The organism is Mucilaginibacter sp. R-33 (genome assembly GCF_049949235.1).
Taxonomy (GTDB): domain Bacteria; phylum Bacteroidota; class Bacteroidia; order Sphingobacteriales; family Sphingobacteriaceae; genus Mucilaginibacter.
In genome coordinates this window covers 1582734-1604582 of sequence record NZ_CP188089.1, presented here as the reverse complement: position 1 = coordinate 1604582, position 21849 = coordinate 1582734, and the positions used below count along the sequence as shown (strand labels likewise).

The 21849-nt window shown below is 44.6% G+C and carries 18 protein-coding genes; 8 read left to right on the top strand and 10 right to left on the bottom strand.

Annotated elements, in window-relative coordinates; genetic code table 11:
• Nucleotides 1–253: 253 nt before the first annotated feature.
• The 6 genes from ACP26M_RS06815 to ACP26M_RS06790 form a co-directional block, all read right to left on the bottom strand.
• Nucleotides 254–3910, bottom strand: a complete 3657-nt coding sequence (locus ACP26M_RS06815; RefSeq protein ID WP_426587345.1) for an ABC transporter permease — start codon at nucleotides 3908–3910, stop codon at nucleotides 254–256.
• 273 nt (nucleotides 3911–4183) lie between these two features.
• On the bottom strand, nucleotides 4184–5023 hold the full coding sequence (locus tag ACP26M_RS06810) for an SGNH/GDSL hydrolase family protein (RefSeq protein WP_426587343.1): 840 nt from the start codon (nucleotides 5021–5023) through the stop codon (nucleotides 4184–4186).
• A 211-nt stretch (nucleotides 5024–5234) separates the two neighbouring features.
• Entirely contained in the window at nucleotides 5235–6881 is a 1647-nt protein-coding gene (locus ACP26M_RS06805) for a hypothetical protein (RefSeq protein WP_426587341.1), read from the bottom strand.
• 555 nt (nucleotides 6882–7436) lie between these two features.
• Nucleotides 7437–8360, bottom strand: a complete 924-nt coding sequence (locus tag ACP26M_RS06800; RefSeq protein ID WP_426587339.1) for a ketopantoate reductase family protein — start codon at nucleotides 8358–8360, stop codon at nucleotides 7437–7439.
• An 18-nt stretch (nucleotides 8361–8378) separates the two neighbouring features.
• A complete protein-coding gene (locus ACP26M_RS06795) occupies nucleotides 8379–8921 on the bottom strand; it encodes a YbhB/YbcL family Raf kinase inhibitor-like protein (RefSeq protein ID WP_426587337.1) in 543 nt (180 codons plus the stop codon).
• Between the two features lie 72 nt (nucleotides 8922–8993).
• Nucleotides 8994–9830 carry a helix-turn-helix domain-containing protein gene (locus ACP26M_RS06790; protein WP_426587335.1) on the bottom strand — a complete coding sequence of 279 codons (837 nt, stop codon included), beginning with the start codon at nucleotides 9828–9830 and terminating at the stop codon, nucleotides 8994–8996.
• Nucleotides 9831–9969: 139 nt separating this feature from the next.
• Between ACP26M_RS06790 and ACP26M_RS06785 the strand changes: the two genes are divergently transcribed.
• The 7 genes from ACP26M_RS06785 to ACP26M_RS06755 all read left to right on the top strand — a co-directional run bounded on the left by ACP26M_RS06785 (nucleotide 9970) and on the right by ACP26M_RS06755 (nucleotide 13702).
• A complete protein-coding gene (locus tag ACP26M_RS06785; RefSeq protein WP_426587333.1) occupies nucleotides 9970–10992 on the top strand; it encodes an LLM class flavin-dependent oxidoreductase in 1023 nt (340 codons plus the stop codon).
• On the top strand, nucleotides 10964–11149 hold the full coding sequence (locus ACP26M_RS06780; protein WP_426587331.1) for a hypothetical protein: 186 nt from the start codon (nucleotides 10964–10966) through the stop codon (nucleotides 11147–11149). The genes ACP26M_RS06785 and ACP26M_RS06780 overlap by 29 nt, the downstream gene beginning before the upstream one ends.
• A 162-nt stretch (nucleotides 11150–11311) precedes the next feature.
• On the top strand, nucleotides 11312–11974 hold the full coding sequence (locus tag ACP26M_RS06775) for a class I SAM-dependent methyltransferase (RefSeq protein ID WP_426587329.1): 663 nt from the start codon (nucleotides 11312–11314) through the stop codon (nucleotides 11972–11974).
• A gap of 46 nt (nucleotides 11975–12020) precedes the next feature.
• Entirely contained in the window at nucleotides 12021–12614 is a 594-nt protein-coding gene (locus ACP26M_RS06770; RefSeq protein ID WP_426587327.1) for a class I SAM-dependent methyltransferase, read from the top strand.
• A gap of 99 nt (nucleotides 12615–12713) precedes the next feature.
• Nucleotides 12714–13094, top strand: a complete 381-nt coding sequence (gene gcvH, locus ACP26M_RS06765; RefSeq protein WP_426587325.1) for a glycine cleavage system protein GcvH — start codon at nucleotides 12714–12716, stop codon at nucleotides 13092–13094.
• Nucleotides 13095–13194: 100 nt separating this feature from the next.
• A complete protein-coding gene (locus ACP26M_RS06760) occupies nucleotides 13195–13374 on the top strand; it encodes a histone H1 (protein WP_426587323.1) in 180 nt (59 codons plus the stop codon).
• A 91-nt stretch (nucleotides 13375–13465) separates the two neighbouring features.
• A complete protein-coding gene (locus ACP26M_RS06755; protein WP_426587321.1) occupies nucleotides 13466–13702 on the top strand; it encodes a hypothetical protein in 237 nt (78 codons plus the stop codon).
• A gap of 30 nt (nucleotides 13703–13732) precedes the next feature.
• Here ACP26M_RS06755 and ACP26M_RS06750 read toward each other — a convergent pair whose 3' ends face one another.
• Nucleotides 13733–15424 carry a SulP family inorganic anion transporter gene (locus ACP26M_RS06750; protein ID WP_426587319.1) on the bottom strand — a complete coding sequence of 564 codons (1692 nt, stop codon included), beginning with the start codon at nucleotides 15422–15424 and terminating at the stop codon, nucleotides 13733–13735.
• Nucleotides 15424–15822 carry a DUF983 domain-containing protein gene (locus ACP26M_RS06745; protein ID WP_426587317.1) on the bottom strand — a complete coding sequence of 133 codons (399 nt, stop codon included), beginning with the start codon at nucleotides 15820–15822 and terminating at the stop codon, nucleotides 15424–15426. The genes ACP26M_RS06750 and ACP26M_RS06745 overlap by 1 nt, the downstream gene beginning before the upstream one ends.
• Nucleotides 15823–16025: 203 nt before the next feature.
• On the opposite strand from ACP26M_RS06745, the gene ACP26M_RS06740 reads away from it, so the two are divergent.
• The gene (locus ACP26M_RS06740) at nucleotides 16026–16745 is read left to right on the top strand and encodes a Crp/Fnr family transcriptional regulator (RefSeq protein ID WP_426587315.1); all 720 of its coding nucleotides are present in this window, start codon (nucleotides 16026–16028) and stop codon (nucleotides 16743–16745) included.
• A 344-nt stretch (nucleotides 16746–17089) separates the two neighbouring features.
• On the opposite strand, the gene ACP26M_RS06735 is transcribed toward ACP26M_RS06740, so the two are convergent.
• Together ACP26M_RS06735 and ACP26M_RS06730 are read right to left on the bottom strand one after the other, a co-directional pair.
• Nucleotides 17090–18601: a SusD/RagB family nutrient-binding outer membrane lipoprotein gene (locus ACP26M_RS06735; RefSeq protein WP_426587313.1), complete on the bottom strand. Its 1512-nt coding sequence runs from the start codon at nucleotides 18599–18601 to the stop codon at nucleotides 17090–17092.
• A gap of 12 nt (nucleotides 18602–18613) precedes the next feature.
• Nucleotides 18614–21772: a SusC/RagA family TonB-linked outer membrane protein gene (locus tag ACP26M_RS06730; RefSeq protein WP_426587311.1), complete on the bottom strand. Its 3159-nt coding sequence runs from the start codon at nucleotides 21770–21772 to the stop codon at nucleotides 18614–18616.
• Between the last annotated feature and the right edge of the window lie 77 nt (nucleotides 21773–21849).

The following is a 21849-nucleotide window of genomic DNA, read 5'->3' as shown; positions in this document are numbered from 1 at the left end:
ATTTTTTATTAAATTGTTGATTAACTGGTAAAAAACCCTCCTGGTTGATCCTATTAGCCAATGTTGTTTGCATTCCTAACTATTTGATGATAATAATAAAGGTGGTCAAAGCTCAATTGGTGGGCAGTAGTCGATATGTTGTGGTTTATCCATTATGCGCATAATGCACATATACAAATCATCGGCTGGATAAAATCTCTTCGGTTATTCATATTCGGAGAACAACAACCATATACTAAGTTGACGCTCGCCGCTACTCGCTCCTCAAGCTTTTCACAGGATTAGCCAGTGCCGCTTGTACAGCTTTGTAGCCTACAGCTGTCCAAGCAATCGCCACCGATGCTGCTATCGCTCCAATAAATATGTCCGGGCCGATAGTAATTCTATAAGTGTAATCCTGCAGCCATTTATGCATAAAATAGTAACCTATCGGAGCTGATATAGCAAACGCGATGACAATAAGTACTGTAAATTCTTTGGAGAACAGGTACACGATATGGCCTACAGTGGCCCCTAACGTTTTACGTATACCCATTTCTTTAGTGCGTTGTAAAGCCATAAACGATACCAGGCCATACAAGCCAAGGCACGAGATGAATATGGCTATACCTGCAAATATTTTATAAAGCGTGGCTAATTCATCCTCATTTCTATAAAAGTCAGCGATTGTTTTGTCGAGGAATTGATATTCATATACGCCTTCCGGGAAAGTTTTGTTCCATAGGCTTTCAATACCGCTAAGAGTTTGCCTTACGTTTTGAGGTTGGATTTTGATATTCAACTTGGAATATTGCCTCTTCCACGGGCCCATCAATACAGGCGGGATAGCATTACGCAGCGAAGCCACATTATAATCTTTGACCACGCCAGTAATCTGCGCATTTAATTTTTTATCATCCCAGAGCATAATATATTTGCCTATGGCTTGTTTTGGATCAGTAATACCCAGTTTATGTATCAAAGTTTCATTAACAACATAGCCTGATATGGTATCTGTTTTTTTGTATGGACTACCGGCCAAAAATTGAATATCATATAACCTAAAATAATCAGCGTCGGCCCATTTCAGGCAGGCGGCAAAGTCCACCTGTTTAGGTGAATTATTGAATTTAAAATCGCTAAACCAACCACTATTATCAGACGGGCCGTATAGGCTTACACTTACATCTTTTATACCCGATTGCTGTAAAAGCTGGTCTTTTAGCGCACCTACTCTTGCCCGACTGACGCTATCGCCGGGGAAGGGAACAGTAATTACAGCATCTTTATTAAACCCAAGCGATTTGTTCCTAAAATAATTCATCTGGTAGATGAGCACCAGGGTACCGATCACCAGGAACTGTGCTATGCAGAATTGCGCCACCACTAACACCCGGCGTAACGAAATTCCGCTTGCGCGGCCGGCGTTGATCTTATTTCTTAATGCCCCTATTGGGTTAAATCCTGATAAAACCAGTGCCGGATAGAACCCGGCTAAAAAAGTAACCCCGATAACCACACCTGCTAAAAACAAGATCACCATTGGATCTCCCAGGAAACTCCCGCTCAGCCGGATCTCGAGCAGGTTGTTCAACATCGGTAATACCACAAGCGAGATTATCGCGGCCAGTATAACCGCGAATAAAGTAATGATCAGGGTCTCGCTGATGAATTGAATGACTAATTGATAGCGGTTACTACCCAAAACCTTACGTATACCCACCTCTTTTGAGCGGTTTACAGCCTGGGCAGTAGCCAGGTTGATAAAGTTAACACAGGCAATAATGAGCAAAAATAAACCGATCAAACTGATAACACTGATCAGTTGCTTACTGAACGGGTGGCCGCTGTACACACCTACCTCGGTATTATAATGCATGTGTTTTAATGCCTGTAGTTGAAATATCTCGTTTTTATTATAAGGTGCCGGCACATGCTTTTTTGCGAACACCGCCAGCTCGGCATTAAACTGTTTTTCGATCATACCGGGGGGCAAAATAATATAGCAATTCCTATCGCCGAAGGTACTTACCCAATCCTGTGCATTGCCGCTGAGGTCGCCTCCTTTTTCAATGAGCGTTAGCCAGGAAACGGCAAGCTTCATTGGGAAATCAGTATTGACCGGGGTGTTCTCAAAGATCCCGGTCACTTTAAGATCGCGTTTGTTTTCGTACCTTATTGTTTTCCCCATCGCCTTACGCCAGTCGCCGAAAAACTTATTTGCTTCATCACGGGATAGTGCAATGGTTTTAGGTTCGGCTAAAGCTGAGTTTTTATCTCCCGCCAGCCATTTGAAATCAAACATCTGGAAAAAACCAGGATCAGCATAATAAGCCAGATCTTCTTTAAATTTTTTCAATGGAATCCCATTACGCCCATCACCTATAGTATAATGCGAGCCATCATTCTTCATAATGTTAGCCAGCTGCTTTATTTGCGGAAAATCAAGCTTCAATCCTTCAATTAGCGGCAGTGGCGTCCCTTGGCCGGCATGCGTTCCGTCAGGGCCGCTGCTCACCGTAACAATACGATAGATCCGGTCTTTATTGGCATGAAAACTGTCGAAACTGGTTTCATATTGAACAATTAGGAATATGAGCAGGCAGGCTGCTATCCCTATTGCCAAACCGGTAATATTAATAGTAGCATAACTTTTATTGCGTATCAGGTTACGCCAGGCAATTTTGAAGTAATTTTTAAACATAACGTTTCGATTTGGTTTCTTAACGGTCCAGCCGGGTGCTGTTTCCTGGTTTAAAATTACCGGCGTAAAATGGGCTTGGCGTTCCAAGTTATAATATGGTCGCTCTTTTTTCAGTTCAAGTTTATATTCGACCGGACTTTTACCTGTCATTTGTTTAAAAGTGCGGTTAAAGGTGGTTTTTGAGTTAAATCCTGATTCGAAGGCTATGCCGAGTAGGGTCAAATGATCATAAGCCGGATCCTGCATTTTCCGGACCACTCCGGCAACCCGATACTCATTAATGAAATCATTAAAGCTTTTTTTGAGCACTGTATTAATGATCCGGGACAATTCATTGGGATGCAGGTCGAGTTTTTCGGCCAGCGAACGTAAATTAAGTTCCGGATCCTGGTAATACAGGTTGGCTTTCATGACTTTCTTCAGCCAGGTACCCTTTTGCTTTGACTCTCCCGGTAACGCCGCTTTAAAAACCCGCGGAGCAACCAAGTGTAAGCCAACCTCCGGCCTTAAAAAAGCGACAGCCGCCATCCGGATGGTCAATATCGCTAAAATGAGATACAGGGGGTAGTAAGCCTGCATTCCTAATTGATTATGGTAATAAAAGTGGTTTGTGACCGCAAGGAGCATCCAGCACAGCCACAAGATGCCGAAACCGGTTAGCGAACGTTGCAGCCATCTCATTTCGTGCCGGTACCGATCTCCCCCAGTAAATTTAATACTCCGGTAAAAGTTTGCCATCAGCTTGTGGGAGGCATACAGATAAATAATGACGGAAATAAACGCAAGCAGTTGAAATGCGGGGTTCAGCCGGTGAAAGGTCAGTGTATCATAAGCGGCTTTGCCTGTTTTAATACTATCGTTAATTTCCAATAGCTGAGTGCACAGTTCGAGCAACAACGGAATAAAATGCTGTAAATCTCTAAATCTGAATTTATACTTCGGCCGGGTTATTTTAAGTACATAAAAGAAAATCAGGGGGCCAAACCCAAGCGAAAATTGCAGCGGTAACCGGCTCCAATAAGGGATATAAGTTGCCAGTTGAATGTCAATGGCTAATATGCGGGCCATGTGCAAAACAACAACGATCAAAGCCAGGGCGAAAAACCGGTTAGCGGCGTTGTTTATCCTTTTAGTGAACCATAAAAGCAAAGCAAAGCCCATCCCGATGAAAATAGCTCCCAAAAAGGCCAGGTCGTAGGCGTTGATATGGAATATATAGGTATTCAATTACTTCAAATGGCGCAATCCCTGTTCCAAATTTACAACATATTGATACACAAAAACTTACCGACTTGTTTATATATTTAGTGTAACACAACCGAACATATGGTTGTTCGGTTATAGCGATTCGTATTTGAGCTTAATAGCCCCAGTCTGGCATATGCTGTATTATAAATAGCATTAAACAACAACGGGATGATAAAAACAGCGACAGGGGGGTGTGCTTAAAGTAGTCAAAATACATTTTGATTGTTGGCCCTGATGACTGATGTACTTATCTCATTTGGGTGAAAGACCTAATTGTTTAAACACCTGCGTAACAGCATCCGCAATGATAACGTTGCCTTTATCTGAAGGGTGCAACCCATCATAAGTAAGATTGACTGCGGCCGGCGGATAAGGATATTCGTCGTTTTTAGGATCAAAAGGTATTCCGACCGACTGGGGATAAATATAATTCCTGTACATGCCGTTTTTGGGGTCCTTTAATCGTTTAAATCTTACCAGGTCCTCCATTTTAAGCAAGGGATGGTGATAAAGGTCTACTACAGGAACCTGCTCATACCGTCCGATAGCAATTACGGCATTTGCGAAATCCTCCAGCGATTGTCCGTTCTTTTCCTGATAGGAACCAAACGCATTATTATTAGCATCGGAGATATAAACAAAATCATTACGCTGCATAGGCGTGATCAGTACGATCTTTGCCTCCGGGTTCAACTGACGGATTTTGTCGATAATGATCCGGAATGAACCATATGCGGTTGTATTTCCGGTGCCTTGCACATAATCGTCAATCTTTCCGACAGGCCTTCCCTGCCACCAGTCGTTGGTACCCAGGAAAACGGAATAAATGTCGGCCTTAACCAAACCGAGGCGGTCAATATTCCCGGCAATGCCACCGGATGTCCAGCCGTTATGGCCCTGGTTAATATACCGCAGGTTGGGTAACAACTCCGTCACGCGCGTCAGGTACCCTTTTTTTACCCTGTTTCCGGTTTCGTCAGGATGATCGTTCAGGTAAGTGATCGAGTCGCCTATGGCAACCCATGTCAATTCTTTTTCTTTAAATGAACATAAGATAAGAACGCTAAATAATACTACAAGATACTTTTTCATGTTTTAAATAAAGGTTCCCGGGTTTGGTACTCAATTTTGTATTTAATAAACCTACACAAATCCCGGCCAGGTTTCGCATAGTTTTTTGCGCTTTTATAAGCCGCCGAACCGGAAACCCTGAAAACACTTCAGGGGCTCTTCAATAATTTCGGCGAATATCTTGTATCAGCTTATTAATTTCCCAGGTGTCGCTGGTATACCGGCAGATCTTTTATTGATCGGCCAGTAATAACACAACACGCTGGTCTTGTGGCCTGATGCGGTATAAACAGCCATTAGTGGCTTTTTCCAGGGTGCCCTGCTGCATAGCAAGCCGGTAGGTATGGCCATCAAATTCATACAGGGCGCTGTTGCCTGTCAATTGTTTAAACGGGGTTTTAGCGCCTTCAGCAATGCACAAGTCCAGGGACCAGTCGCCGGCCGGATGGTTCTTCGCTGTGATGGTCAGGGATTTCTCGCTCATATTGATTTCGAAATAACCTTTACCAACAGGCCATGAAGCATGGGCCGTCGTCGTATTCAGATTTGTGAAAACAGGATCTCCTCCCTGAACCGGCACCTCCCCGCCCCCGTCGTTCATCATCAGGCGAAAGCCCTCAGGTTTGCCGCGCTTTCCCCATTGAAAACCATCTGCCAGCGGGAGCGTGTAAAAGAAACTTTGATTAACGGTAGTAACGTTATTCAGGTATTTATCCGGCACGGTTTCGTTAAACAGGTGGATATCGGTTATCCGCAACGTACCATTTTCCCAAAGCAGGTTGGTCCTGTAAAACCTGCTGTTATACCAAACGGTTTTTTTATCGCTGTTTGCCAGGTCCCTGCTTACCGTAAAGGTTGTAGCTGGGGTTACCTTATAGGTACGTTTAAACCATTCGCCCGACTGCGCCATGGTTTCTACCCGAACCTTGCCCTGTTTGCGGAGACGGGCAATAACCGGCATCTGCCATTCCAGCCCTTTTTTCATGGCATCCCAGGTGAATGAATTTTCCTGCCCAGCCTGCGTATAATTGTAGCCGAGCGAGGAATCATTGGCAAAAGTTTGCAAAAACCAGTTGATCCACTGCTCATTTCCGCCCGCGTGGGGGTAAACAGGCTCAAGCGTGGTTACCGAGCTGCCATCGGCGTATTGCCGTATAGGGTCGCTACCCAGCATCCTGAATACGGGCACGGGCAACTGCCTATCTGCATGCTGGGCAGGCATATAAGCGTTTAAACGGCTCGGGTAATACGCCTGGTTCCAGTAACCGCCCCACAGGGTGAAACCATCGGTACCTACCTGGTCTTTACAGTTGGCAGAGGCAACAATCTTATATTTATCGTACATGTAATTCAGCGAATGCGCATCGATGACCCATGAAGCGATGGATTTGGGATAATACCCGAATATGCTTTTAAAATCAGCAAAATAAACGTCGATGATCTTTTCGCGTTCGGCAGGCGTGTAACCCACAGAAAAACCGATGTCTGAATGCCAGTCCCAGGCATATTTTCCCCGCCATTTGATCCCAGCTTTTTCAATCAGCGGTTGCGGCAGTTCCCACCATCCCCCAATCTCAAACTCATCTTTCGGAAGTGTTTTCAGCAAATCCTGGTAGCGCTTGTCAATCAGGGCATCGTACTGTAACAAAAAAGTTCCGCCCAGGTGATATTGCTTCATCAGCGCAATCTGGTTTACCACGGTCTGGTACAGGACATCTTTGGTGATACCCGCATCACGTGGTTCGATGTCGCGGATAAAATTGACAATGTTAACGATTTTAGGCGTATTGCCTGGCTTTGTTTTTTGAGCGAACAAAGGTGTGGTAACGACCGCCGCCATTGCCGCTGAAGTGAAGATCAAAAGAGTTTTAAATCTCATAGACGATAGTGCTTCTATTTTATTTTCCGGGAACAGGTATCGGTAGCTTTGCGCGCGGATGAATAAGTATTCCGTTTGACTGGTTTATAACGATTGTAACCGCTAAGTTATCATAATTCGATTTTTTCAAACAGCCTGCTAAGATATACAATGCGTATCCGTAACCGTCCCCAACTGTCTGCCGAAGCAAACCCCAGAAGTGTTCGGAAGATTTTTAATTCCTTCCCTGGGAGGGGGGCGGCTGGATTTCGTGGTGGCAGGGAGGGGTATATACGTCATTTCAGGCGAATAAGTCTGTGAATGAAACCCCTCTCTACACCCTTCCAGGGGAGGGAATCGCACAATCCTCGCTTTTTTTATTTCTTCCGAACACTTTTGGAGCAAACCCGGTCGATCAACCGTGCTGCCTGCTTTACATACCGCAGGAAAATGAAAAACGACAACTATCAAAAACTCCGCAGATTTTGCCCCTCACTTGAACCGCGCAAAATAATACACTATCCGGATCAGTTGCTTCCGGTTTGCAGCATGATAGATAGGCATAAGGCCGGTTAATTATTGAATCAGGCTTAAGCTTGATTTGATCGCTGTCAGTTCCCCTAAAAGGCGCGTTTCTTTTACCATATCTTCCATGCCCAGCTCTTTGGCTATCCGTGCGATCTCCAGGTTGAGGGTGGCGATTTCCGTAAGACGATGTTCATTGATGTCCTGCAGGGTAGATATCAATTGTCCCTCGGATGAGCGGCTGATGGCAAGCAATGTCTCGGTTACCTCTTCCTCCGGAAGGGAGACGCCACAAACGTTAGCCACCTGGATACACTCTTTAATTATTCGTTTTCCGATTGCCAGCGCTTCATTATTACGGTGAAAAATACCGTTATCAATGTTCAGCAAAGGGCACACAGAGTTGAACACACAGTTGACGATCACTTTTTTCCAGATCACTGCCTGGATGTCTGATTCTGGTTTAAAGGAAAATGCAGGGCTATTCATTTCTGATACGACCGCTGCAAGACTTTCCTCATTGCTATTGATCGCCCCTACCGGGCAGGTTGCTACCGGTTTGAACCGTACCACGTTTTCGGAGGTAAACTGGCCCGTCACAAACAACACGCAACGATATAACTGCGTAAAACCAAGCATGATAAATGGCTGCTCCACATTCAGACCATTCTGCAAAAGGACGACAGGATAATGGACTCCCTTCAAAGCTAACTTCGCCGCTAAAGCGCTATTGGCAAATGATTTGGCGGTGATGACAACTATACCATCAATCGTTTTTATTTGACTGAAAGTTTTTACATCAATGTTTTCACTTACTTCTGATCCGTCTGGCAAGTTAATCCTGATCCTTTCAGATGTGCCCGGCAAGCCATCAACAGTTCCACGGATCAACAGCACATTCTTACCGGCATGCTTTAATATAACCGCGAGCGTGCGGCCAATGACGCCCGCTCCGACAATATAAATCGTTTTCATATCTGCTTTGTTTCCAGGTTATCGCTTGCAATAAACCACGAGGGAAGCTTTAGCCAGGGCCGCTTTGTTAAGCAGGTATCCTGATAAAGCAGCCGGCGTGCCAGTTGCAATACCCAATTTATCTGTATTCAACGCGTAAACCGTGATGATGTAACGATGCGGTGCTTCTCCTTCACCAGGGCAGGGCCCCTGGTACCCGGCGGCGCCCGTGTCATTAATGCTTTGCAAACTACCGGCCGGCGCCGCGCTGACTTTTGGGTCACCTGCTCCACGTTTCAGTTCCGTAACAACCGGGGGGATATTGACAATCACCCAATGCCAGAACCCGCTCCCTGTGGGGGCATCAGCGTCATACATGGTAATCGCGAAGCTTTTTGTACCTGCAGGTGCATTTGACCAGCCGAGCTGCGGCGAATGGTTCTGTCCGTTGCAGCCAAAGTTGCCGGCCACAAATTCATTGGTAAACTGACCGCCAAGGTCTGCGCTTTTAAGGGTGAATGTCTGTGCTGAAGAGCAGTAGTAACTGATTGCAAAAACGCAAAAGAGGATGAATTTTTTCATGCCTCAAATATGCCTGCGTATTGCATAAGGTAATGTTGCGGAAAGTTCAGAATATAATGAGAAAAGCTCAAATTATGGCGTTTTACGGTAATTCGCCGGAGTTACGCCATATTTCCTTTTGAAAGCCGTGTTGAAATTGGACACGTGCTGATAACCGTAGTCCAGGTATAGCTCGCTGGCCGACTTGCCTTTTAGCAGTTCGGTACATGCCATTTCCAGTTTCCGCTCCCGGATGTATTTTTGAGGAGCTACCCCGTAATCTCTTTCGAAGTCACGCTTAAATGACGACACGCTCCGGTTACTCAGAAAGGCAAGTTCATCGAGTGTAAGACTGCCCAACAGGTTATTTTCAACAACAGTTTTAAGGGATATATCTGCAGGGGTGCCGAACATGCCGGTCAAAAGTTCGGGCGCCAACTCGTGCAAAGCGGTGAGCAATTCGGTAAGCTTGAGTAAGGCCATTTCGTAAGAAAGGTTTTGCCTGCCAGCGATCAGGGATTTGATGTTGCGCACATACTCGTTGATATAAGTGTTGGTCTTGAAATAAATATACGGCGCATCGCCGGCGCTGGCTCCCCCTTTACCGGGGCGGCTTACCGTGAATTCCTGCCCGATGCTGCGCGGAAAAAAGACAATTACACTACCATAGGGCTCGGCATTATTGCTGTGCTCGGCAATAATTGAATTGCCCTCAGGTATCAGCATGCCGTAGCCCGGAGTAAGAATAGTGTTTTCAGCGGCGCGATAGATCTGTTTTTGACCATTTTGTACAAAGCTGACCGCGCACCGGCTAAAAAAAACGCGCGTACGGAAAGCGCTGCCTTTATCATGATAATCCACGAAAGTGATCTCACCAGCCGAAATGTGGGAATGGTGACGTGTAACTTCCGGTACTTTTATGATTTCCATGCTGTTTTTTGGAACAAATAAACCGCAAAATACGCTCAATCCAAAATGGGTGCGGACAAAAAACCGCGGTTCATGGGCTAAAACCTTGACTTTTCCCTGATACCTAACCAGCGATTCATTCCTTAGATTTGTTGTTAGTATGAAGAAAATTGGCTTTTTATCATTCGGACACTGGTCCGACCACCCTGCATATAAAACGCGTACCGCGGCTGATACCTTGCTGCAGTCTATTGATCTGGCGGTTGCTGCCGAAGAAATCGGCCTTGACGGCGCTTATTTCCGTGTCCATCATTTCGCATCTCAACTGGCATCTCCTTTTCCTTTGCTATCGGCTATCGGTGCAAAAACAAGTCGGATTGAGATCGGCACAGGCGTTATCGATATGCGGTATGAGAACCCGCTGTATATGGTTGAAGACGCCGGTGCGGCCGATCTGATCTCGGGCGGGCGGTTACAACTGGGCATCAGCCGCGGTTCTCCGGAACAGGTGATCGAGGGCTGGCGTTATTTTGGATATGAGCCTGTCGAGGGCGAAAACGATGCGGATATGGGGCGTAAAAAAGCGCTGGTGTTTTTGGATAAGTTAAAAGGTGTTGGTTTCGCCGAGCCAAACCCATACCCTATGTTTCCAAATCCGCCGGGCTTGTTGCGTTTAGAGCCCCACTCAGAAGGACTGCGGGAACGCATTTGGTGGGGCGCCGCTTCGAACGCCACGGCTGTTTGGGCAGCCGAACAGGGAATGCATCTGCAAAGTTCCACATTAAAGTTTGATGAAAGCGGCAAGCCTTTCCATGTGCAGCAGGCCGAGCAAATCAGGGTGTATAAAGAGGCGTGGAAGAAGGCCGGTCATGATCGCGAGCCAAGGGTGTCAGTAAGCCGTTCTATTTTTGCATTGGTAAACGACCAGGACAGGCTTTATTTTGGCCAGCAAGGGAAAGGAGCAGACAGTTTCGGTTATATCGAAGCGGATAAGCGGGCGGTCTTCGGCAGAAGTTATGCCGCTGAACCAGACCGGCTGATCGCCGAACTATCAAAAGATGAAGCCATCCAGGAAGCAGATACGGTGCTTTTGACGATACCTAACACCTTAGGTGTTGATTACAATGTGCATGTGCTGTCTTCAATCCTGGAGCATGTGGCTCCCGGGCTGGGTTGGCGTTAAAACACTTGATAAGCGCATGCGGAATGCAGCCATCCTGACGGTAGGCGCCTATGATTCGCGCTTCGAAGTGTATGCCCATGAGATCATGGCGGCGGCTTTCGGCATACCTGCAGATGTGATAGCTCTCCCGCTGCCGGTGGCGGGCCATATGGTTTAACTGAACAAGTGCCTTCGCCAACAATGTCGCGAAGGCACTTGTTTACGGTCGGATCATTCCTGCCTCAATTATACAAACCCTGCTACCTAAAACTGATAAATATCATCTTTATCATTGATTTCTTGCAGGTAAAGCGGCCTGTAATGGCGGATATATTTGCATGTGCCAACACAATATCCATTTTCAGCATTTCCCGACCGGCCCGAAGAACAGCAGCGCGCGACGACACTTTTTAAGAAAAAAAATCCCAATGATTGTTTTTTCCGCAATGATGCGGAATTTGACTGGCTCTACCCGGAGCATTTGCAGTCGTTATCACAAAAACAATGGACGCCTATTGCCATCGCCAGAAAAGCCGCCGAATATTTAGCAGTAAAAGGCGCCAAAGTACTGGATGTTGGTAGCGGCATAGGAAAATTCTGCTTAACCGCGGCGCATTTTTATCCTGATTCTTTTTATTTCGGGGTTGAACAGCGGCATGAACTGGTGCATTACGCCCAAACCACACAAAGATACCTGGATATTAACAATGTCAGTTTCATACATGCCAATATCACCCAGGTTAACTTTCATCAATTTGACCATTTCTATTTCTATAATTCTTTCTTTGAAAATTTAGACCAGGAAAACGCTATTGATGATCATATAGAGACTTCCTACGGCCTCTACGCTTATTATTCACGGTATTTAAAATCGATGCTGAATGATAAACCGTCGGGTACCAGAGTAGTAACCTATCAGAGTTTCGGAGAAATTATTCCGATAGATTACAGCATGAAAGATCTCGCTTATGATTCCTTACTTCAGTTGTGGGTCAAAGATTAATTACGATTTAACTTAAACACGTGAATAACATGCAGTTTCCTTTTTTATGTATAGTGATACAATAAGCATTTCTTATTTCCGCAAAGACGCGGCTTTCGATACTTTGTATCCGATACACATCCGGGAGCTATCACAAATGCACTGGACTGGCCTGGACATTTCGCTCGAAGCCAGCAATTTCCTCGCAGCTCCGGGGGCCAGAATCCTGGATATTGGCAGCGGTGTCGGTAAATTTTGTATCGCGTCGGGCGTTTATCATCCGGAGGCTACCTTTTATGGCATTGAGCAACGGGAAGAGTTGTTCAATTATGCAGAATCAGCCAAAGCGGAGATAGGTGTACCCAATGTGCAGTTTATGCATGGTAACCTCACTAACCTGGACTACGACCTGTTTGATCATTTTTACTTTTTCAATCCTTTTTATGAAAACATAGAACCAAGCATCAGGATCGATTATAGCGTCAATACCTCGTTTGATCTGTACAACTACTATACTTTGTTCATTTACGAAATGCTGAACAAAAGACCGGCCGGCACCCGGTTGGTTACTTTCCATGCACCGGAAAAACAGATTCCGGTCAGTTATCAATTAATGAACAATTCCTATAGCCGGGTGCTGAAAATGTGGATCAAGAAGTAAAAGAGCCGGTTCAGCCTTGCTATAGAAAACATTCAAATCAGGCCTGATAAACGCGGCAATCTTTATTAAATAATAATTGAACGATAAAAAATAAAAATCATGAATTACCCCGAACATTTATTTTATACCAAAGACCATGAATGGATCAGCTTCGAGCAGGACCATGCATTGATCGGCATCACCGATTTTGCACAAAAGGAATTAGGTGATATCGTTTATGTTGATATCCCATGCCTGAACAAGATCATTGCTAAAGAGGCCATATTTGGCACAGTTGAAGCGGTAAAAACAGTATCAGACCTTTTTATGCCGGTAAATGGTAAAGTAATAGCGGTTAATCCTTTGCTTGAAACTAAACCCGAACTGGTGAACCAGGACCCTTATGGATGCTGGATGATCAAAGTGCTGGTAAGCTTAGCAGACGACCGCGAGTCGCTGTTGACGGCAGAACAATACCTGGCACAGATCGGAGGTAACTAATCCTCTGCGTTGATACCATTTTGACGGTATTAAGCCAAATATTTAACCTTACTGGCTAAAAAACAAAATCAAACACATTATTTATTTAACACAAAACACAATGGAAAAATTTAAAGCGGCAAAAGATTTGATAGATGCCATAGAGAAAGACATGTTCAGCTTTTACGAAAAAGGCAACAAAGCTGCAGGAACCAGGGTTAGAAATGCTATGCAGCAATTAAAAGTTATGGCAACAGATATCCGTAAAGAAATAACAGAAAAGAAAAGCAATCAACAATAGTTTAAGAACTGTTTTGGGAAAATAAACCTGGTCAACCTTTGACTTGGTTTATTTTATCAATAACAGCCTGACAAATCATTCTTTTTGATATATGATCGGATTTCCTTTACGTGTTACTTATCAGCAGCATGATTTTATTTATTATATCATTGCTGCCCCGAGTAAAAAGAACCATACCCTCGAGATTCTTTTAGATGCTAAAAGCTACACCTTTATTCTGAGTTTAAATAAACTATGGATCGAAAAAGATCCGGATAAAGATCGCCCTCTTGATCAGGGATTGGTGCTGGCCATAAGCAGAGCGGTGACCTTGCGTTACCCTATTTAATACCAGCATTATAACAGATCAAAGCCTTTATTAACCTGCATAGGATTTTTTTGAGGGATCGGTATCCGATAAAACTTCATCTGCCCGTTTTAATGCTTTTTCAAATGTGTCCCGGACATTGCCTTTCCCGATTTGAAATAATAAACGCGTCTTTTTTAACGCTCCTGTTACCTGTTCGCTGTTTGCCTCCGACAGGATAAGTTTAGTTCCTTTCTTTTTTATTTCCTGATGAACATCCCTTAATACCCTGATACCGGTTGCATCAATGACGGGTACATTCCCCATCCGGATAATCAATACCCGGGCGGGTTTTTCCAGCACTTTCATTGTGTCTTTAAATTTATAGGCCGCACCAAAGAACAAAGGGCCATTGATCTCAAAAACGTCAACCCCTTTGGGGATAGCTGACTGGTTAAATTCATCATCAGATAATTGATCTGGAGACAAAATAGTTTGCTGTACCGAACTGGACTGCATCATTTTACGCATAAAAAGAAAAGCGGCAACAATTATCCCAATTTCAATAGCTACGGTCAGGTCTACCAATACGGTGAGGCCGAAAGTGATCAACAAAACGGAAGCATCACTTTTTGAGCCTTTAAATACGTCTATAAAATTCCCCAGTTCACTCATATTCCAGGCTACCACCATCAATATACCTGCAAGTGTTGCCATGGGGATCAACGCTGCCCATTGGCCTATAAAAAGCATAATAAGAAGTAAGGTAATGGCATGTATGATCCCAGCTACGGGTGTACTTCCGCCATTTTTTATATTGGTAGCCGTTCTTGCTATTGCGCCGGTGGCCGGAATTCCCCCTAAAACAGATGAACAGATATTGGCCACTCCCTGTGCAATGAGCTCTGTATTAGACCGGTGATTTCCGCCGGTCATGCCATCTGCCACAACGGCTGATAATAAAGACTCAATGCTGCACAACAAAGCGATGGTAAAGGCAGGCCTGATCAATTGCCTGATGGTTTCCAGGCTTACATCTGGCATAACCGGGTGCGGTAAAGCAGCAGTGATCACTCCAAAACGGCTGCCAATAGTTTCTACGGGAAGATGAAAATACCGGACAAGCAGTGTGCTTATGACAATTGCGATCAGCGAACCGGGAACTTTCCGGGTTACCCTGGGCCACAGCAAAACAACCAGTAAGGTAAAAACCCCGATAAACAAGGCATAAAGGTTCAGTGAAGACAGGTGCCGGCTATAGCCGATCCATTTACTGATAAAATCAGCAGGGACATTTCCCATTTTCAACCCCAAAAAGTCTTTAACTTCTGAAGAAAAAATGATGACCGCGATCCCGGTGGTAAAACCAATGACCAGCGGATAGGGAATGTATTTGATAGTATTACCCAATTTAGCTACCCCCATAATAATCAAAATGATCCCGGCAATAAATGTGGCAATAACCAATCCGCTCACACCGAACTGCTGAACGATCCCGTAAACAACAACGATAAACGCGCCTGTAGGCCCTCCTATCTGTACCTTGCTGCCTCCCAATGCGGATATAATTGCCCCCGCAATGATAGCCGTAAAAATTCCTTTTTCGGGGGATACGCCTGAAGCAATGGCAAAAGCTATGGCCAGGGGCAAAGCAACAACACCTACAATTACTCCGGCAACAACATCTTTATAAAATTGCGCGGGGGTGTAACCTTTAAGGGTGTCAATCAGCTTGGGCCTGAACAAATTCATCATCTTGTTCATTATTGAAACCATTTAAATTTATTCCCATCCACCGGTATTTCAATATCAAGTTCGGGGTGATAATGGACCTTGGGAGATAACCAGTAAAGTAATATTACACGGGAATACCTGAAATTCAAAGGTGCAAGCAAGAACAAGCCACCGAGAATGGTGGTGAGATATAACCATGGCGAATCGTTATTTTGGGTTATCAGGAAAGTGGCGGCCCACAAGATGCCTCCCTCTGCTACGTTCATGGCGTAGCTGATATACATCGCCGCATAAAAATAGCCGGGCTCGATCTCGAAGATCATCTGACAATGCGGGCAATTCAGGTTGATCTTGTTGGAGCCCAAACGGTATGTTGCTCCTTCGAACATATTGCCCCTGCGGCAACGCGGGCATTTTGCATGGAGCATTGCCCACGATTTTGATGTTCTTACCATTAATACAAAGCTATGCTTATAATAAAGGCCTGATATGGTATGACATCAGCAAACAAACTGATATTTATCAGTTTTAGACGGCAAGCCCGCGCCTGTACATGCTGTAAGGGTTTTTCCGGTCATACAGGTCATACCAGCCAATAACATCGGCTTCATTAAATTTATATATTTGTAATATGAGTTTATCCGGAATTTTTCCAATTGATAAGTGGGAATTCACAACACAATCTGTTCTTAATACACTTTCCGAAGAAGATTATAACTTTTTAATCTCCCGGCAAGGCGCGCAGAAATATCAAAAAGGAGAAATCATCTTCAAGGAAGGCATTGTACCTTCCGGTATCTATTTTATTCACCAGGGAAAAATAAAAAAATATAAAGTTGACCGGAATGGCCGGGAGCAGATCATATATGTAGCTAATAAAGGCGAATTAATAGGATATCACGCGATTTTGGCGGAAGAACGTTGCCCTGATTCTGCGGCTGCATTGGAAGACTGCCTGATCAGTTTTATCCCTAAAGAGGACTTTTTAACCATTCTGGACAGATCGCCGCTTTTCATGCGGCGCTTATTGAAATCATTGAGCCATGAATTTAGTGTATTGGCCAACAGTATTTCCGTGATCTCTCAGAGAACAGCATCTGAACGCCTCGCTATTTCGCTGATCATTTTGAGAGAAAAATTTAAAGAGGACGGCTCAGGTGAAAAAGATGTTATTCTCAATATCTCAAGAATGGACCTGGCCGGCATGGCAGGGATAGCGCAGGAAAATGTGATCCGCCTATTAAAAGAATTTAAAGAGGAAGGCGTACTGGAAACTGACGGCCGGAAGATATGGATCAAAGACATTAAACGATTAGTTAAAAAATCGAACTACGGATTTGGGAACCCGTAGTTACGCAGGCGCAATTGCATCAGCGAGGAATTAGTGACAATATCTTGTCAGTGTTCAATTTTTAAAAAACGGGTGTTCAATCGATGAAAATACAATTTCACAACTAATTGACTATCAATAACAATTTGTTCAATTTAAGATTTATTAGATTTTAATCCAACCTTAAGTCATTGATTATCAATGGCAATTGATTTTGAAAAAATATCAACTGTTCACACTTTTAAAAGTTGAACACTCGATAGTAAACAGTTACTTCAGCGACCCACAACGTTTGGTGGCCCGTTTAATGATACCCCGGCGCCAAATGCCACCGGGGTAGTGAAGTGTAATTAATCAGGGATAATTTATTTATCCCAAAACACAGGTGTATCCAGGTCATCCGCGCCTATGCTGGCCACCGCCGCCCTGTAGTTATCGGCATTAATGGCCGCTTCTGTTTGCGGGTAGGTGTACCTGCGTACAAAGTTGCCTTTAATTTGCCTGCCCGGGTAGGTATTTGGCGCTAATGCAGGGTACCCACTCCTTCTGAAATTAGCCCATGTTTCCGCGCCGTTCCCGAATGAAGTGATCCAATACTGGGTATTTATCAGTTTCAAAGCGTTGGTTTCAGAATATGCATTTACCGGGTTATTCAAATAAGCGTTTTTGGCATCATCGCCTATTACTGCAGTGGCATCATAGCTGGCAAACTGATCCATAGCGGCCTTTACGCCATTATTATAATAAGTACTTGCCGTACCTGCTATATATCCCCTAAAAGCCGCCTCGGCCAGTAACAACTGCGTTTGGGCATAGGTTACAAAGAACTGCGGAGCGGTTATTTTACCAAATACGCTGTAATTTACCTGCGAATATTTGAACCCTGATCCGCTCACACCGCGAAATCCGGGCGCTGATGGCAACGTACCGCTATCATAGCCTATCGGCAAACCAAATTGATCAGCTGATACGGTATCAGGCGCAAGGGACAATGCTTTTCCGGGGTCAGCATACATCGCTGAAATATACTTCAGCCTTGGATCACCAGTGTTTTTTAATTGTGTTACAAACGGCTCGGCAAGATAATAAGTATTAGTTAACTGTTGAATTTGCTGGGTAACCAGGTTGGGGTATGTGTTATTGTATTTCAGGTAACAATTATCGGCATTTGATTGCATTACTCCTCCGGTAACAGCTGCCTGAACAATTGTTTTTGCCTTGCCCGGGTCTGATTTAGAATAACGCATTCCGATACGCAGCAAAAGTGAGTAGCCCAGGCGTTTCCATTGCGTAATATCTCCTCCATAAAACACGTCTCCTTTAACAAGATCTTTCGCAGGGTCTAACGCGGCGGTGGCCGTCGTCAATTCGTTTACCAAGTCGGCATAAATATCCTGTTGTTTATCGTATTTAGGCAAAAAAGCAGAATTGAGGTAAGCCTGGCCAGCCTGGCTATATGGCACATCGCCGTAAGTGTCAACCAGCATCATGTAATTATAAGCCCGCCATATCCTGGTTTCGTTATATAAATTAGACCGGGAAGCGTTGCCTTTGATATCCGGCAGGATATGCTCAAGAAATTTTATGGTGTTTGGATAAGCGTTATTCCACCGCATCACCGTGTAGGTTTGATTTAATACATTGAAGTTAAATGCTGAGGTAACCCCACCAAAAGGATCAATAAACTGCTGAACAACCGTTGGTTCAGTTTCCATTAATGCCGCATATGTTAAAACTTCCGCGTTGGAAAACAAAAACACCGGATCGAGACTGGTAGTGTTATTTGGATTAACGTTCAACTCTCTGAACCCTTTATCGCAACCTGCTGCAGAAAACAGGCAGGCCGCGGACAATATGATCTTTATATATTTTTTCATGATCGTACTCTTTTAAAATTTGACGTTTAGGTTAAAGCCATAAGTCCGCGTGGTAGGCAGCGAACTTTGCTCGTAACCGGTTAAAATATCACCGCTTGATGAGATAGCCTCCGGATCGATATTAGGTGTGTATTTTTTGATGATCAGCACGTTGTGGCACACTGCAGAAAGCACAAGCCCTTTAATAAATTTGGTTTTCATCATTTTCGAAAAATCATAGCTAACCGAAAGATTCCTCAACTTGATAAAGTCCGATTTATAAACGAAAGGATCCAGGATGCCCTGCGAACGATAATTAGCATAAAAATCCTCGGCGTTCACTGCGGTTGTATTAGGAGTACCGTCTGCATTCACCGCGTCAAACTTTACGCCTCCCTCCCTGCCTACCAGCGACTCTTTTGATAAACCTTCCCTCAGGAAGTTAAGGTTGGAGCTCGACAATATTTTACCGCCGGTTTTATAATCGATATGCGCCATCAGGGTAAACCTTTTATAAGTAAATGTATTTACCCAACCACCTGTAGCTTTAGGCAATGCGCTGCCAAAAAGCACGGGAGCAGCACTTGCTACGGGCTTACCGCCAGATACGATGATTTTACCATTAGCATCCCTGCGGTAGGTTGAACCCTGGATCTGATTCAGCGGAAGACCTACCTGGTCGACAATGGAGCCGAAGAATTCTCCTGCGCCCAGCGTGAGTTGATTTTGACCGTTAGCCAGTGCTAAAACTTTAGATGAATTTATGGCCGTATTAAATGCCGAACGCCAGGTGAAGTTTGGTTTTCTGACGGGCACTAACTCCAGCAAAAACTCCATACCACGATTTTGTAACTCGCCAAGGTTTACAATGGTACCGGTATAACCAGACGCGTTGGAAATAGCCACACTTAAGATCTGGTTGGTAGTATGCTTATCATACGCGGCTATATCCAGGTTTACCCGGCTATTGAACATACGCAGTTCAAGCCCTATTTCCTTTTCTTTTACGCTATATGGTTTAATTGCCTGATTTGGCGTAGTAACGTTGCTGATACTTCCCAGCGGAACACCATTAAACGCGTTTTGTGAAAGCGTGAACGTGAGCGAATTACTGTACGGGTTAATACCGTTAGCGCTACCCACGTTAGCATAAGTCGCCCTGATCTTTCCAAAGGTGAGCCATGAAGGCGGGTTCTTTAAAAACTCCGAAAAAACAAAGCTGCCGCTTACGGATGGATAAAAATAATGGTTATGTTCAGGGCTTAGCACCGAGAACCAGTCGTTACGGCCGGTTACATTTAAAAACAAATATGATTTATAGCCAAACTCGGCGGTGCCATAAAGCGAGTTCACAGTTGATTTGGAAACCGCAAAGGCCGAGGTATTGGTTACGCCATTTCCGAGGGTATAAAAATCCCTTACGTAAAAGTTTGTGGCGGTAACGGTATATCCCTGTGACGAAGAGGGGAATGTATTTCCACCTACCGTGGCATCAAAAGAAAATGGGCCCCATTTGTGGCCGCCGCCTAATAAGAAGTCGGCATTCAGCGCGCGGTAAGTATTATCATTTGAGTTATAGCTGCCGTTATAAAGGCCAACCGGTGCAGCCGCGTTTGCTAAAGTACCAGTGGGCGAATTTTGCTCGTAATAAGATGGACTATATTCCATATTTACACGGCCCTGTAAATAAAGCCAGTCAAAAAACTGGTATCGCAGGGTAGCGGTACCTAAAAGATGATCTTTAGTTTGCCTGGTAAATTGCTTGTTCATGATCCAGTACGGGTTGGTAAGCGTAGTGAAACGTGATGTGGGCGTTTCATTGCCGTTTGCATCAACCGCGGCCGCTTTTAACACATCCAAACTAACCGAGTTACTGTAACGGTAGATATAATTGGTAACCGAAGATCCCTGGATGCCAATAACCGGAGGGTTTTTGTTGTTCTCATGGTCATAGTTCACATAGATCTGCGCAGACAATTTGGGGGTGAAATTATAGTTGAGCCCCAGATTGAAGATCTTTTTATGATAGTCATTGTTAGGTATGATGCCTTGCGCATCCTGGTTTGAATAAGAAAACCTAAAGCTGCCTTTTTCATTACCGCCTGAAAACGCGATGGTATTGGTCCAGGCGTTGGCGAGCCTGAAAAACTTGCTGATCCGGTTTCTTTCGGGCGCGTAAGGGCGTTGAACGCCATCAAACTGGTAGGTAGGCGCATTATCAAATTTTTCCCCAAAGCTCCATGCGCCCGAACTTTGCGCCTGTCCCTGTGTTTTTGGGCGCACGTTATTTTCGCCTTGTCCGTATTCATACTGAAAGTCTGTAAAATCCAGGGCCTTGTTTTGGGTAAAGTTAGAGGTAAACTCAATACCTATCCCGCCATTTTTATTACCGCTTTTGGTAGTAATGATCAACGCGCCATTACTTGCCCTTGAACCGTAAAGCGCCGCGGCTGTAGCTCCTTTTAATACAGTCATCGACTCGATATCGTCCGGGTTGATCTGCTGCATATTATCGCCGAGATCCACCGACTGGGTGTAACCGTTGGTACTTGACGGGCTTTGCGATAAAGGCAGGCCGTTTAATACGATCAGCGGCGCATTATCACCCTGGAACGCTGATTGCCCCCGCAGCCTGATCTTGGTGCTGCCGCCGGGACCACTTGCCGGTGGAGAAATGTCTAAACCGGCGACTTTTCCTTCAAGTGAATTAACAAAGTTTGTTGAACGGTTGGTTGTTATTTCACCAACGCGTATGTTTTCTGCCGCATATCCCAATTTTTTAGACTCGCGCTTTATACCTAGCGCTGTTACTACAATCTCGCTGATAGCAGTTGATTTTGGCTCAAGCGTTACATTCAGCGTAGTGCGCCCGTTAAGGGGCTCGGTTTTTGGGTTGTAGCCTACGTAGCTGAATAGTAAAACAGCGTTATCGGCAGATACCTGGAGTTTGTAATTACCGTTCGCGTCGGTTAAAACACCATTTTTTGTTCCTTTTTCGCTTACGCTAACGCCGATAAGCGGGCCGCCTTTTTCGTCGGTCACTTTACCGGTAACTATTTGTACCCCCACTTCGGGGTTGGTTCGGGCTGCGACGGCGCTTTCCGCCTGCACATGCCCTGCAATCATAAGTGTAAAAAGAACACTTATTGCAATGGACAGCATCATTCCTGATACTTTGATTTCTTTTTCCATAATTTTAGGGTTAATTCAAATTGGCAAATCTTACTTTAACTTCTTTCTCAAAATTGGTAGTTGTGAAAGAACTTCTC

Excerpts from the sequence above, each read along its gene's own strand:
- ACP26M_RS06810 (WP_426587343.1), bottom strand. The coding sequence starts at position 5,023 with ATGAAAAAGTATCTTGTAGTATTATTTAGCGTTCTTATCTTATGTTCA.
- ACP26M_RS06805 (WP_426587341.1), bottom strand. The coding sequence starts at position 6,881 with ATGAGATTTAAAACTCTTTTGATCTTCACTTCAGCGGCAATGGCGGCG.
- ACP26M_RS06800 (WP_426587339.1), bottom strand. The coding sequence starts at position 8,360 with ATGAAAACGATTTATATTGTCGGAGCGGGCGTCATTGGCCGCACGCTC.
- ACP26M_RS06795 (WP_426587337.1), bottom strand. The coding sequence starts at position 8,921 with ATGAAAAAATTCATCCTCTTTTGCGTTTTTGCAATCAGTTACTACTGC.
- ACP26M_RS06790 (WP_426587335.1), bottom strand. The coding sequence starts at position 9,830 with ATGGAAATCATAAAAGTACCGGAAGTTACACGTCACCATTCCCACATT.
- ACP26M_RS06785 (WP_426587333.1), top strand. The coding sequence starts at position 9,970 with ATGAAGAAAATTGGCTTTTTATCATTCGGACACTGGTCCGACCACCCT.
- ACP26M_RS06780 (WP_426587331.1), top strand. The coding sequence starts at position 10,964 with ATGTGGCTCCCGGGCTGGGTTGGCGTTAAAACACTTGATAAGCGCATG.
- ACP26M_RS06770 (WP_426587327.1), top strand. The coding sequence starts at position 12,021 with ATGTATAGTGATACAATAAGCATTTCTTATTTCCGCAAAGACGCGGCT.
- gcvH (WP_426587325.1), top strand. The coding sequence starts at position 12,714 with ATGAATTACCCCGAACATTTATTTTATACCAAAGACCATGAATGGATC.
- ACP26M_RS06760 (WP_426587323.1), top strand. The coding sequence starts at position 13,195 with ATGGAAAAATTTAAAGCGGCAAAAGATTTGATAGATGCCATAGAGAAA.
- ACP26M_RS06755 (WP_426587321.1), top strand. The coding sequence starts at position 13,466 with ATGATCGGATTTCCTTTACGTGTTACTTATCAGCAGCATGATTTTATT.
- ACP26M_RS06750 (WP_426587319.1), bottom strand. The coding sequence starts at position 15,424 with ATGAACAAGATGATGAATTTGTTCAGGCCCAAGCTGATTGACACCCTT.
- ACP26M_RS06745 (WP_426587317.1), bottom strand. The coding sequence starts at position 15,822 with ATGCTCCATGCAAAATGCCCGCGTTGCCGCAGGGGCAATATGTTCGAA.
- ACP26M_RS06740 (WP_426587315.1), top strand. The coding sequence starts at position 16,026 with ATGAGTTTATCCGGAATTTTTCCAATTGATAAGTGGGAATTCACAACA.
- ACP26M_RS06735 (WP_426587313.1), bottom strand. The coding sequence starts at position 18,601 with ATGAAAAAATATATAAAGATCATATTGTCCGCGGCCTGCCTGTTTTCT.
- ACP26M_RS06730 (WP_426587311.1), bottom strand. The coding sequence starts at position 21,772 with ATGGAAAAAGAAATCAAAGTATCAGGAATGATGCTGTCCATTGCAATA.